Source organism: Arthrobacter sp. Helios (genome assembly GCF_023167125.1).
GTDB lineage: Bacteria > Actinomycetota > Actinomycetes > Actinomycetales > Micrococcaceae > Arthrobacter_B > Arthrobacter_B luteolus.
In genome coordinates this window covers 79,980-92,173 of record NZ_CP095402.1, presented here as the reverse complement: position 1 = coordinate 92,173, position 12,194 = coordinate 79,980, and the positions used below count along the sequence as shown (strand labels likewise).

The following is a 12,194-nucleotide window of genomic DNA, read 5'->3' as shown; positions in this document are numbered from 1 at the left end:
CTGGGCAGGACCGCACCCGGCGGACCAAAAGGACTGGAGGGGTTCCATGGCGGGTTTTTACGTAGACAGTGACATCCTGGCGGCCAAGAGTGCTGAGGTACGCGGCACCATCGATCGTTTGCAGGCGGACGTCAACATTATGCAGGCCGGGCTCCAGTCACTGGGTGAATCCTGGCAGGGGCAGGCATCGGCAAACTTCCAACTGCTGATCAGCGATTGGCGTGCGACGCAGGCAAGGGTGGAGGAGTCCCTGGCCAGCATCAACCAGGCACTGGCGTACGCCTCGGCCCAGTACGCGGACACGGAGGCCGCCAACACCGCGCTCTTTATGCGCTGAGCGGCCCGCAGAGGGGCTGTTTAGCAAACACGAAAGGGCGCGGTACCCAACGGGGTACCGCGCCCTCTCGGCGTTTTGTGACGCTCACCGGCTCTCGCCGGCGGGGGTGGGGACTAGAAGCCGCCCATACCGCCCATGCCGCCCATTTCGTCGCCGCCGCCCATAGCCGGAGCAGCCTTCTCAGGCTTATCGGCTACAACGGCTTCGGTGGTCAGGAACAGGCCGGCAATGGAAGCCGCGTTCTGCAGTGCAGAGCGGGTTACCTTGACCGGGTCGTTGACGCCGGCTGCCAGCAGGTCTTCGTACTCGCCGGTGGCCGCGTTCAGGCCGAAACCTTCGGGAAGGCCGCGGACCTTGTCAGCGACAACGCCCGGCTCGAGGCCGGCGTTGAAGGCGATCTGCTTCAGCGGAGCGTCGATGGCAACCTTGACGATGTTGGCGCCGGTTGCTTCGTCGCCTTCGAGCTTCAGGTTGGCGAATGCCTTCTGGCCAGCCTGGATCAGTGCAACGCCGCCGCCGGCAACGATGCCTTCCTCGACTGCTGCCTTGGCGTTGCGCACAGCGTCCTCGATGCGGTGCTTGCGTTCCTTGAGCTCAACCTCGGTTGCCGCACCGGCCTTGATGACTGCAACGCCGCCGGCCAGCTTGGCCAGGCGCTCCTGCAGCTTCTCGCGGTCGTAGTCGGAATCGGAGTTCTCGATCTCGGCACGGATCTGGTTGACGCGGCCTGCGATTTCGTCGGCGTCGCCGGCACCCTCAACGATGGTGGTCTCGTCCTTGGTGACAACAACCTTGCGTGCCTTGCCCAGCAGGTCCAGCGTGGCGTTCTCGAGCTTGAGGCCAACTTCCTCGGCGATGACCTGGCCACCGGTGAGGATGGCGATGTCGGCCAGCTGTGCCTTGCGGCGGTCACCGAAGCCCGGAGCCTTGACGGCAACGGACTTGAAGGTGCCGCGGATCTTGTTGACAACCAGGGTGGCCAGGGCTTCGCCCTCAACGTCTTCGGCAATGATCAGCAGCGGCTTGCCGGACTGCATGACCTTTTCGAGGACGGCAACGAGGTCCTTGACGTTGGAGATCTTGGAGTTGACGATCAGGATGTACGGGTCCTCGAGGACAGCTTCCTGGCGCTCAGCGTCGGTGACGAAGTAACCGGAGATGTAGCCCTTGTCGAAGCGCATGCCCTCGGTGAGCTCAAGCTCCAGGCCGAAGGTGTTGGATTCTTCGACGGTGATGACGCCTTCCTTGCCAACCTTGTCCAGTGCCTCGGCGATCAGGTCGCCGATCTGCTGGTCGCCGGCGGAGATGGAAGCCGTGGCAGCGATCTGCTCCTTGGTTTCGATCTCCTTGGCCGAAGCAAGCAGTTCAGCCGTAACGGCTGCGACTGCCTTTTCGATGCCGCGCTTGAGGCCGAGCGGGTCGGCGCCGGCAGCAACGTTGCGCAGGCCTTCCTTCACGAGGGCCTGGGCAAGGACGGTAGCCGTGGTGGTGCCGTCGCCTGCGACGTCGTCCGTCTTCTTGGCAACTTCCTTGACCAGCTCGGCGCCGATCTTCTCGTAGGGATCGTCCAGCTCGATCTCCTTGGCGATGGAAACGCCGTCGTTGGTGATCGTGGGGGCACCCCACTTCTTTTCGAGTACGACGTTGCGGCCACGCGGGCCGAGGGTGACCTTCACGGCGTCGGCGAGGGTGTTCAGGCCTCGCTCGAGGCCGCGGCGTGCCTCTTCGTCAAATGCAATGATCTTGGCCATAACGGCTATCGTCCTTCCGGAACAGTCATGCTTGGATGTTGCATTCCTGGCTGAGGTGCCCGCGACGGACGGGGCGAAGCGCACGATCTCTTTACGTGCGTCCCGGCCCCTCACCCCAGTGGCTTGCTGGTTCACTCAACACCGGCGACTTAGCAGTCAACCCGTAAGAGTGCTAAGTCAATAATTAGCACTCCCGCCCTTTGAGTGCAAGCAGTCACGGAGGCTTGTGACCCGGGTTTCAGTGTTAATCCCATCCCGCGGCGAACACGCGCGGACATTCTGCCTGACGCCGCACCCGATTGGCCTCCGGGCGGCGTAGATTGGTTCTGCAGCAGCTCCCCGGAGCCCGCCCGCCCGCGCAAGCCGGCAGGTCTTCCCCGAACCCCGTGAGGACGGATCATGTCCATGAACCAGCCGCCGAATCACCGCCCTTCAGAGGAAGGGGGAGATGGCACCGGCGCATCGCCTGCGCCGTCCCCGCACGGCGCGAGTGCTGCTCCTCCCCCACCGCCCTACGGCCGTGCACCCGGGGAGTACGGTGCACCGGACCCGCAGAAGGGTCCGCCCGCCGGCTGGAACCAGCAGGCACAGCCCGGCTACGGCGCCCAGGGGCAGCCGCCGTTCCCGCAGGCACCCCACCCACAGGCCTCCTACCCGCAGGGTCAGCCCGGCGGGTACTACCAGCAGGGACCGCAGGGGCAGTACCCTCCCGGTTACTACTACGCGGTTGATCCGCCGAAGTCCCGGCTGGCCGCCGGACTGCTGGGGATCTTCCTCGGCGGCTTCGGCGTCCACCGGTTCTATCTCGGGTACACCACGATTGGTGTGGTCCAGATCCTGGTGACGGTGTTCACCTGGGGTATCGGCGCGGTGTGGGGCTTTGTGGAAGGCATCATGATCCTGGCAGGCGCACAGACGTTCCGCACCGATGCCCGCGGAGTACCGCTGCGCGAATAATCCCGCAGCCCTCACAGCCCAGACCAGACAGCAAAACAGCGCCGGCGGCCGATTTTCGGCTGCCGGCGCTGCTGTTGAACCGGGATCTCACCCGGAAATCGGACTACACAGTCCTGACGTCTTCAGCCTGCGGACCCTTCTGTCCCTCACCGATTTCAAATTCCACCCGCTGACCCTCTTCCAGCGTCCGGTAACCTGCGGACTGGATCGCTGACCAGTGAACAAAAACGTCGGTCTGGGCCTCGTCAACGGTAATGAATCCGTAGCCCTTTTCCCCGTTGAACCATTTGACGATCCCCTGCGCCATGCTTCTCTCCCCTTTTTCGGCTCCGTTCCGGCGGCCAATGATCCACCGGAACAGCCGCCCGATCGAGCCTGGCCGACGTGGGCCAGGTCTCTGTTTCCGGGCGGCTGGCCCTTACTTTAGCCACACGCGTGAACTTCACACATGGGCCGGGAGGATAGTTATCGAGATTTTACTTATGGCCGGGCAGCGGCTGTGCGGCCTACTGGAAGCCCGGTCCCGCCACGACGGTGACGTTGGTGAACTCGGGTGATTCGCTCAGCGTGGGGATTCCGAGGAGTGCGGACAGTTCCTCCGCGTTGGCCCGCTGTGCTTCGCCGTTGTAGAAGATGATCGACGTCTGCAGCGGTGTTCCCGCCCAGTTCCCGACCTGCGCGGTGACCCAGCCGTCCGCACCGATCCGGGCAGAGATACCGGCTCCCAGACCGGAAATACCGCTGGCGTTGAGGACGACCACCGGCTGCGTCCGGTCGGCGGCCAGTTCCGAGGGGGTCGGCGACGGAGTCGCTGACGGCGAGGCGGACGGTGCTGACGAAGACGGGCTGGGAGACGGCGAATCGCTGGGGGAACCGGACGGGGATTCGCTCTGCTCCGCGGCAGGTGTGTCGGACGCGGCAGGGGTGGCATTTCCCTCAGCGCCGATCCCCAGCCGGGGCAGCACGAAGTAGGCAGCCAGTCCGACGAGGAGAGCAAGGACACCAACGGTGATGATCAGTCCAACGCCGCTGGAGCGTGCAGGAATAAGGCGTTCACGGTGGACACCTTGCCGCGTCGAGGTCTCCGGGACCTTATCGAACTCGTCCCTGGGATATTGGCTCATGGTTGTGTTGTTGTCCTTGGTCTGTGGCTCGGCCTAGGCGTCCGTACCGATACGGCGGGCGGTCCTCGCGCGCTGGCGTGTAGTACGTAGTCTACGCAGCCGTTTTACCAGCATGGGATCGTGGGCGAGTGCTGCCTCGGTATCGATCAGTGCGTTGAGGATCTGGTAATAGCTGGTCGCAGACAACCCAAACAGGTCCCGGATGGCCTGTTCCTTGGCGCCGGCATACTTCCACCAGGACCGCTCCAGAGAGAGCATCTGCTGCTCGCGTTCGCTCAGGGGACTGTCAGGGTCGATGGCACCGTCCAGCGTAAATTCCCCGGTGTCGGCTGATCCTGCCACTGCGTTGTCCCCGTTTCCCGTTCCGTTCCCTGGACACGGCCGCATGGCGCGGGGTCCAGGGAAAAGAGTCTGCTTCCTGCAGCAATCGTAAACCGGAATAACAGGGTTGTCATTTAGCTGGCTCCGGCACCGGCTGGGATCTTTTCCATGAATAGCCAAGACTGGGAGGGTGATCAGCAGCGATGAACCGGCCCTTTTTTCCTACGATCCCGAGCCCGCTGGCCGGCGCGGGGAGCCCGGACCGAGCCGGGCAGACTCCGCAGAGACAGCCATCCCGTTCACCAGCGGCACACCGCTAACTGACGTGATGGCCGCGGACTGGGCCCGGGCACTGGAGCCTGAGGCGTCCCGGCTGTACGCCCTCGGCGGCACATTGGAACAGCAGCGCCTCGCGGGAGCCCACATCCTGCCCGCCCCGGGCAACATTCTGCGTGCCTTCCATCGCCCGATGGCCGAGGTCAGGGTCCTCATCACCGGCCAGGATCCGTACCCCACCCCGGGGCACGCCGTAGGCCTCTCCTTCTCCGTCGATCCCGGGGTGCGGCCGCTGCCGCGGTCCCTGGCGAACATCTACAAGGAGCTCGCCGCAGACCTGGGCATCCCTCCTGCACCGCACGGAGACCTCAGCGCCTGGACGGACCAGGGCGTGCTGCTGCTCAACCGGGCACTGACGGTTGAGGCCGGTGCGGCCAACTCACACCGGGGACTCGGCTGGGAAGCCGTCACCGACCTCGCGGTGCGCGCGCTAGCCGCCCGGCGCCGGCCTGACGGCACCCGTCTTCCCCTGGTCGCCATCCTGTGGGGCCGGCAGGCACAGGCCCTGACTCCCCTGCTTGAGGGTGTCCCGCGGATTGAATCGGCTCACCCCAGCCCGCTTTCGGCAGCCCGGGGGTTCTTCGGCTCCCGGCCCTTCAGCCGCGCGAACGAGATGTTACTGGCCCAGGGCGCAGCCCCGGTGGACTGGCGGCTGCCCGGGGTACGGTAGAGGCAAACCCACCAAGGAGAACACCCGCTATGCCTGATGTCCCTGCCACCCGTGTCGAGGCCCCGGTGAGGCGTCCGCGCCCGGTCCACACCATGGAGGTGCTGCGCCGTGAGCAGCTTTCCCCGCACATGGTGCGCATCGTGGCCGGCGGCGACGGCTTCGATTCCTTCGTACCGAACGGACGCACCGACGCTTACTGCAAAATCTGGTTCGGGCCGGATGGCCGTCCGCTGGACGGCTCCCTAAGCCTGGAAGCCCTCCGGGAGCAGACCGAGCGGGAAAACTGGCCGGTCTCCCGGACCTACACCGTGCGCTGGGTCGACACCGTAAAACGCGAACTGGCGATGGATTTTGTGGTGCACGGCGCCGAGGGCATCGCCGGTCCGTGGGCTGAATCGGCCCAGCCCGGGGACCTGCTCACCTTTGGCGGCCCCGGCGGCGCCTTCTCCCCCGATCCCGACGCCGATTGGTACCTGTTCGCCGCCGACGAGTCAGCCCTGCCCGCCACGGCAGCAGCACTGGAGGCACTGGATGCCGACGCGACCGGGCACGCGCTGATCGAGGTGCGCGGTCCTGCCGATGAGCTGCCGCTGACGGCCCCGTCCGGCGTGACTGTGACGTGGGTGCACCGGGGTGACGCCGCACCCGGCACGCCGCTCGCGGACGCCGTCGACGCTTTGGCCTGGCGTGCCGGCAGGGTTCAGGTCTTCGCACACGGTGAGCGTGAGTCGATGAAGGTCCTACGGGAAATATTCTTCACCCGGCATGGACTCGAACGAAGCCAGGTGTCCCTGTCCGGTTACTGGGCGGCGGGACGAACCGAGGACGCTTTCCAGGCCGAAAAGAAGACCCCGGCCGGAAAGGTCCTGTAGCGCCGGACCGGCGTCTGCACCGGACCGGCGGCCCGGGACGTAAGTCCCGGGTCAGCGGCGGCGGTTGCGCCTGTCGTTTCCGTTCAGGTTCCGGGTCAGGGGACGGGCCAGGTTGTCGCCGAAGACCACCCCTCCCGCGATCGCCAGGATCACGGTCAGCGCGTTGAAGAGACCGATAACGCCGGCCGACACATCATCCAGTCCGATGCTCAATCCGTACATGGAACGGAAAATGCTCAGCCCGGGGAAGAGGAAGAGAACCGCGGGCACCGCGATCACCAGCTGCGGGGCACCCATTCGCAGTGCCACGATGCGCGCGGCCATGCCAATCACGATGGCAGCAATCGCCGGGGTCAGCCTGGGCCCCACACCGACGGCCTCGGAGAGACTCCCGACCAGGAACCCGCCCAGGCCAATGAGCACCGTGGGCAGCACCAGGTTCACCGGGGACTGCTCCGTGACGCTGATCGTGGCCAGGGCCACGGCCAGCAGCAGCACCGTCACCGCGAAGGGGTACGGCGATGATGCAACTTCGGTGACTTCCAGGCGGGGCATACCCATCAACGCCCCCACCACCAGGGCGACGGCGATTCCCGCGACGATGGCGCCGAAGGTCAGGAAAGCGGACAGGAAACGCCCGGCTGCTGTGACCGGGAACCCGTTGATCGCATCCTGCACCGCCGACACGAGACGGCCGGTCGGCAGCAGCAGCAGGATACCGCCGGCCACCACAATTCCCGGCGCGATATCCAGCTCCAGGGAATCGGTGGCGTCCAGCGCCCAGAACAGCATGGCCAGGGCCGTGACCAGGAATCCGCTGGCAGCCGTGGTGAAGAAGTCCGGCACGCGCCAGCGGCCCAGCAGCCGCTGCAGCAGACTGACCAGGATGGTGCTGAAGAATGCCACGGCGGAGCCCAGCGGCCCGCTGCCGATGAAGGCCACAATGGCCGCGGCGAACAGTCCGGCGGAGAACGTTACCGCCCACCGAGGGAAGGGTTTCGGCTGGTGAACTATGGTGTTCAGCTGCTGCGCGGCTTCGGCGCGGGACACGTTGCCGTCCACAATGTCAGTGACCAGCCGGTGGACCAGGGCGAGTCCGGCGTAGTTGTTCGTCCAGGAGCGCACAACCCGCATCACCGTGATGGGGGTCTGGTCCTTGGGCGAGTAATTAAGCAGGACGGACTGGTTGGTGATGTCCACCTCGATGTTGTCCAGGCCGTAGGCGGCGGTGACAGCAATCATCGCTGTCTCCACCTCAAGGGCACCCGCACCGTAGCGGAACATCGTTTCCGCCATGCTCAGCGCCAGGTCCAGTGTCTTCCGGGCGCTGGCATCCGGCCCGCCCGAACGCACCCGCGGGTTCGCGTAGGGGCTGCCGGCCAGGCGTTCGACGATCGACATGGCCTGGGTCGGAGGAGTCTCGCCCTGGACCAGCCGGCGCAGCATCCTGCGCGCTGCGGCCGACGAGGAGTCAGCGCGCTGCGCTGCGCTCTGGCTGTGCTGGCGCGGAGTGGTTTTGCGGGCACGCGGCTTGCCGGGCCGGGCCGGTACTCCGGGCCGCGGACCGGCTGGTGCCCCGGCAGCCTGCGAGAGGGCGGACTTCCGCGCAGCAGCCTTCGCCAGCCGGGGAACTGAGGTGGTGGCCGGCGGCGGCTTGGGTTTGGTGCTCCGGAGCCCGCCTGTCCCCGGCACGGAAAGCGGAGCGGTTTCCTCCGGCCGTTCCCGGCGGACGCCCGGCGCAGTCCCGGGCCGGCGCCCGGACTCCTTGCCTGTGCGTTCCGGGACCTTGATGACCGGAATCAGGCCCGCCACAGGCTCCGGGTTGGAGGCAGGCTTGCGGCGGTCGTCGTCGTTATCCACGGTGTCCACCCCAAGGGTCCCTTCGTGCGTGCGGTTTAGTAGAACGGCTGGTGGTGACGGCGCCAGTAGACCTGGCGCGTCACACGCTCGCCAATGGTGTTCCAGATCCGGTATCGGAGCGGATCCAGGACCAGGTCATAACAGCCGGCGAAGTCGGTGACGGTCTTGGAGAAACTGGTCTTGAACAGTCCCAGGCCGTGGTGGGGATGTTCTTTGTTCTTCAATTCACTGCTCGGCGGAGTCCCGCAGAAATCGTATTCCTCGATCCCGAAGTCCTCCTTGAGTTCGGTCAGCGCGGTCCACTGCACCAGGTGGGAATCTCCGTACTGCTTGCGCCGGGGTTTGGATCCGCCGTCCTTGTAGGTGCCCTTTTTCCCGTAGGCAATCACGAAGGCACCCACGCTCGGCTCTCCGTCTTCGAAGGCGAAGTAGAAGCGGCCCTGGCCCGCGGCCACGAAGTTGGACCAGAAGCGGCGGTAATACTCATAGGACCGCATCCGCGCGGAGGACCGGTCCTCGATGTGGCTCATGAGTTTGTACATCGCCTGCATGTTTTCCTCGGTGGGCTCCACCCGGCGCACATCGGCACCTTCACGGATGGCCCGGCGGACGGCATTGCGCGCGCGGGAGGAGATGTTCTTGAGGATCTGTTCCGTGTCCGGAGTGGTATCCAGCAGGGCGGTGGAATCGTTGGGCTGGAGGTTGAAGGTCTTGACCAGGCCCGCACCGGTGAAGAGCTTCTGCACGTCCTCGCCGTCCACCACATCGGGCTCCACCTTGAGGGCAAAGACCCTGCGCCCGGTCCGCTTGATGAAGTCGGCCACTGCCTCGGCCATGGCCGGCACGTCCTCTGCCGCGGCGGCGTCGGGGCCCTTAATGAGGTACCAGAGGCTGCCCAGGACGGGAACCTTCTTTTCGATCGCCAGATTGTAGGAGGTGTAGTCCGGGCAGGTGATGACCAAATAAACTGGATTCCAGCCGTGGTGCGATTTAACCTCGGCGTAGGCTGCGGATTGCAGGACGTTGCCGCCGTTGGGATTCGCCTGTACGTGGCTGTCCCAGTCCGCTATCTCCTCGGCAGTGGCCAGGCGTGCACTAAAGTCTCGCAAAGTTCCTCAACTAGTCCTCGGTTGGTGGATCAATCCTTTTGCCCCCGCACGGAGCTCCGGCTCCGGGCCGTTTCCCAGTCTATCCGCAGGCCGCCCGGCACCAGTACGGCAGGCTGCGGCGGGTCCGGTGCCGGCCGGCCGCCCGCGTGCGCGGTCCGGAGAGCCGCCGCCGGGAATAGGTCAGGTGCCGCAAGGGTTGTCCGCAATAATAGATGCATAAGCATACGACGACGGGTTGGTGGAGTGAGTGGCACAGCACATTGAACTTGGACTGGATACTTTCGGGGACGTGACCTTCGACGCCGCCGGGGACAAGCTTCCCATGGCGCAGGTAATCCGCAACGTGGTGGCGGAGGCCGTCCTGGCCGATTCGGTGGGAATCGATTTCATCGGAATCGGTGAGCACCACCGTGACGATTTCGCCGTCTCCTCACCGGAAACGGTGCTGGCGGCAATCGCCGGGCAGACCAGCCGGATCCGGCTGGGTTCCGCCGTTACGGTGCTCTCCTCCGATGATCCGATTCGGGTCTTTGAGCGGTTCGCGACCGTGGATGCAGTGTCGAACGGCCGGGCCGAGGTCATCCTCGGCCGCGGGTCCTTCACGGAATCTTTCCCCCTGTTCGGCTTCGAGCTGGCGGACTATGAGGTCCTGTTTGAGGAGAAACTGGAACTCTTCACCCGGCTGCTCCGCGAGGAACCGGTGACCTGGCAGGGTTCCACCCGCCCGCCGCTGGAAAACCAGCTGGTCTACCCGCCCACGGAGGGCGGTTCCATCCCGGCCTGGATCGCCGTCGGCGGTACACCCCAGTCGGTCGTGCGGGCCGCGCATTACGGGCTGCCCCTGATGCTGGCCATCATCGGCGGGGAACCGGCGCGCTTCACGCCGTTTGTGTCGCTCTACAAGCGGGCGCTGAAGGAGTTCGGCAAGCCCGCGCTGCCTATCGGTGCCCACTCCCCCGGCTACATCGCCGAGACGGATGAGCAGGCCCTGGAAGAAGCCTGGCCGCATTACGCCAGGATGCAGAACCGGATCGGCCGCGAGCGCGGCTGGCCACCGGTGACGCGTCCGGAGTATGAGGCCACGGCGGGTCCCGACGGCGCCCTGTTCATCGGTTCCCCGGAAACCGTTGCCGCGAAGATTGTGCGCACGGTCCGGACGCTGGAGCTTTCCCGGTTCGACCTCAAGTACAGCCTGGGTACCCTCCCTCACGAAAAGCTGATGAAAACCATCGAGCTGTACGGCACCGAAGTCGCTCCGCGGGTCCGCGAAGCGCTGGCAGCGCAGGCCTAGGCCGAGGCGGGGAGGAACCACCGGGTGCGTGGTTCCTCCACCGCCATCGACGCGGCGCGCTGGATGTTGGTCCGGTCCTCTCCGGTGAGCCGGCTGTGCTCCTGCCGCATGTACTCCCGCCAGGTGGGGACGTCGTAAATCTCGCGGAATTCCCGGGCATCGGTGACCGAATGCACCAGTTCCCACACGGTGGCTCCGGTCCGCATCCGGGAGAGCCTGACTTCCTGCATGGCCTCCAGGAAGTCCGGCACAGCGTCCGGGTCCAGTTCATAGGCCACCAGGATGGTCACCGGACCTTCGTCGGGCTCGGGTTCGGTTTCCACTTCCAGCTCCAGCTCCGGCTCCGGGACACTGCGGTCCAGTTTCCCGGTGCGCGGCAGCAGGGGAAGCACCAGGATGCTGAGCCCCACCAGAATAAGCACGACGGCGGACGCTGCCAGCACGGGAGCGTAACCGTAGGCGGTGGCCAGCGAGCCCCACAGCAGGGAGCCCACTGCCTGGGTGCCGGTGAGCACCATCAGGTATACGGAGAGGCCCCGGGCCCTGACCCATTCGGGCAGGGTCAGCTGCATGGCGCTGTTCAGGGTGGAGAACGTATTGATCCACGCCGCACCGGACAGGACCAGCAGGATGGCCAGCGGCAGCACCGGCAGATAGCCGGCAGCAAACACACCGGCAGCGAAAACGCCGGCGGAAAGCCCGAGCAAGGCATTGTCATGAAGGAGTTTCCGGGTCCGGGATAGGAAAACCACGCCCAGGATCGCACCGGTTCCCAGCGCGGCCAGGAGCAGGCCGTAGCCGCTCGACCCCAGCTGAAGGTGACCGTTGACCGCCACCGGCAGCAGCGCGTACAGGGCGCTGGCGGGGACCATAAACATTACGCAGCGGAGCAGTATCCTCCGGATCCGGGGTGCAGCCCGGATGTACCGGATCCCCGCGGCCAGCGCCTCACCCACACGCTCCCGGTCTTCCGGAGTGCCCGGAGCCGAGCGCCAGATAAAGACCGCGAGCGCCGTGCCCAGGAAGGACACTGCGTTGATCCCAAAGACGAAGGCGGGTCCGGCCAGGGAGACCAGCAGGCCGCCAACTGCGGGGCCGATGGCGCGGGCCGCATTTTGGGCCACCGAGCCCAGCGCGGCGGCGGAGCGGATCTGTTCCCACGGCACCAGCGCCGGGGTGACTGCCTGCCACGCCGGTGCGCTGAGTGCGACTCCGCACCCGATCAGAAACGTGTAGAGCAGCAGGGCGTCAGGCGTGAGGAGGCCAACGGCGGCGATGACCGTCAGGAGGATGCCGGCCCCGGCTGCGAACAGGTTGCTCCCCAGGATCAGCCGCCTGCGGTTGAACGCGTCTGCCAGGACACCGGCGATCAGTCCGAGCAGCAGGGTCGGTGCCAGCGACGCCGTCTGCACCAGGGAGATCAGGGCAGGGTTGGCTCCGGTTTCCACCAAGTACCACTGGGCCCCGACCGTCTGCATCCAGGTGCCGATGTTGGACCCCAGCTGGGCCACCCAAAGGATGAAGAACATCCGGTTCCGCAGGGGCGCCCAAGGAGATTCCATTGGA

Annotated in this window: 12 protein-coding genes; 5 read left to right on the top strand and 7 right to left on the bottom strand. The window is 65.8% G+C overall.

What is annotated here, in order from left to right; translation table 11 throughout:
- The first annotated feature begins 46 nt into the window (after positions 1-46).
- On the top strand, positions 47-337 hold the full coding sequence (locus ArtHe_RS00410; protein ID WP_066301800.1) for a WXG100 family type VII secretion target: 291 nt from the start codon (positions 47-49) through the stop codon (positions 335-337).
- 113 nt (positions 338-450) lie between these two features.
- Here the strand turns inward: ArtHe_RS00410 and groL are convergent, their stop codons facing one another.
- Entirely contained in the window at positions 451-2,088 is a 1,638-nt protein-coding gene (gene groL / locus ArtHe_RS00405; RefSeq protein ID WP_066301801.1) for a chaperonin GroEL, read from the bottom strand.
- 399 nt (positions 2,089-2,487) lie between these two features.
- Here groL and ArtHe_RS00400 point away from each other — a divergent pair, with 399 nt between their 5' ends.
- Complete coding sequence (locus ArtHe_RS00400; protein ID WP_248318261.1) at positions 2,488-3,045, top strand: TM2 domain-containing protein; 558 nt, start codon at positions 2,488-2,490, stop codon at positions 3,043-3,045.
- A gap of 103 nt (positions 3,046-3,148) precedes the next feature.
- Here the strand turns inward: ArtHe_RS00400 and ArtHe_RS00395 are convergent, their stop codons facing one another.
- The 3 genes from ArtHe_RS00395 to ArtHe_RS00385 form a co-directional block, all read right to left on the bottom strand.
- The gene (locus ArtHe_RS00395; protein WP_066301805.1) at positions 3,149-3,352 is read right to left on the bottom strand and encodes a cold-shock protein; all 204 of its coding nucleotides are present in this window, start codon (positions 3,350-3,352) and stop codon (positions 3,149-3,151) included.
- A 199-nt stretch (positions 3,353-3,551) separates the two neighbouring features.
- Positions 3,552-4,169: a LytR C-terminal domain-containing protein gene (locus ArtHe_RS00390; RefSeq protein ID WP_248318260.1), complete on the bottom strand. Its 618-nt coding sequence runs from the start codon at positions 4,167-4,169 to the stop codon at positions 3,552-3,554.
- A gap of 33 nt (positions 4,170-4,202) precedes the next feature.
- Positions 4,203-4,511: a DUF3263 domain-containing protein gene (locus ArtHe_RS00385; protein WP_248318259.1), complete on the bottom strand. Its 309-nt coding sequence runs from the start codon at positions 4,509-4,511 to the stop codon at positions 4,203-4,205.
- 271 nt (positions 4,512-4,782) lie between these two features.
- Here ArtHe_RS00385 and ArtHe_RS00380 point away from each other — a divergent pair, with 271 nt between their 5' ends.
- Entirely contained in the window at positions 4,783-5,496 is a 714-nt protein-coding gene (locus ArtHe_RS00380) for a uracil-DNA glycosylase (RefSeq protein ID WP_282568732.1), read from the top strand.
- 29 nt (positions 5,497-5,525) lie between these two features.
- Entirely contained in the window at positions 5,526-6,368 is an 843-nt protein-coding gene (locus ArtHe_RS00375) for a siderophore-interacting protein (RefSeq protein ID WP_248318258.1), read from the top strand.
- Between the two features lie 51 nt (positions 6,369-6,419).
- On the opposite strand, the gene ArtHe_RS00370 is transcribed toward ArtHe_RS00375, so the two are convergent.
- On the bottom strand, positions 6,420-8,237 hold the full coding sequence (locus ArtHe_RS00370) for a threonine/serine exporter family protein (RefSeq protein WP_248318257.1): 1,818 nt from the start codon (positions 8,235-8,237) through the stop codon (positions 6,420-6,422).
- A gap of 26 nt (positions 8,238-8,263) precedes the next feature.
- The gene (locus ArtHe_RS00365; protein WP_248318256.1) at positions 8,264-9,337 is read right to left on the bottom strand and encodes a peptidoglycan bridge formation glycyltransferase FemA/FemB family protein; all 1,074 of its coding nucleotides are present in this window, start codon (positions 9,335-9,337) and stop codon (positions 8,264-8,266) included.
- Positions 9,338-9,584: 247 nt separating this feature from the next.
- Here ArtHe_RS00365 and ArtHe_RS00360 point away from each other — a divergent pair, with 247 nt between their 5' ends.
- Positions 9,585-10,628 (top strand): LLM class flavin-dependent oxidoreductase, encoded by a 1,044-nt coding sequence (locus tag ArtHe_RS00360; protein ID WP_248318255.1) that lies wholly within the window; start codon positions 9,585-9,587, stop codon positions 10,626-10,628.
- Here the strand turns inward: ArtHe_RS00360 and ArtHe_RS00355 are convergent.
- Positions 10,625-12,190 carry an MFS transporter gene (locus ArtHe_RS00355; RefSeq protein ID WP_248318254.1) on the bottom strand — a complete coding sequence of 522 codons (1,566 nt, stop codon included), beginning with the start codon at positions 12,188-12,190 and terminating at the stop codon, positions 10,625-10,627. The two genes, ArtHe_RS00360 and ArtHe_RS00355, sit on opposite strands and share 4 nt — an antisense overlap.
- Between the last annotated feature and the right edge of the window lie 4 nt (positions 12,191-12,194).

What these genes read in the sequence shown, in the direction of transcription:
- ArtHe_RS00410 (WP_066301800.1), top strand. Translation starts at nt 47, where the DNA reads ATGGCGGGTTTTTACGTAGACAGTGACATCCTGGCGGCCAAGAGTGCT.
- ArtHe_RS00395 (WP_066301805.1), bottom strand. Translation starts at nt 3,352, where the DNA reads ATGGCGCAGGGGATCGTCAAATGGTTCAACGGGGAAAAGGGCTACGGA.
- ArtHe_RS00390 (WP_248318260.1), bottom strand. Translation starts at nt 4,169, where the DNA reads ATGAGCCAATATCCCAGGGACGAGTTCGATAAGGTCCCGGAGACCTCG.
- ArtHe_RS00400 (WP_248318261.1), top strand. Translation starts at nt 2,488, where the DNA reads ATGTCCATGAACCAGCCGCCGAATCACCGCCCTTCAGAGGAAGGGGGA.
- ArtHe_RS00375 (WP_248318258.1), top strand. Translation starts at nt 5,526, where the DNA reads ATGCCTGATGTCCCTGCCACCCGTGTCGAGGCCCCGGTGAGGCGTCCG.
- groL (WP_066301801.1), bottom strand. Translation starts at nt 2,088, where the DNA reads ATGGCCAAGATCATTGCATTTGACGAAGAGGCACGCCGCGGCCTCGAG.
- ArtHe_RS00355 (WP_248318254.1), bottom strand. Translation starts at nt 12,190, where the DNA reads ATGGAATCTCCTTGGGCGCCCCTGCGGAACCGGATGTTCTTCATCCTT.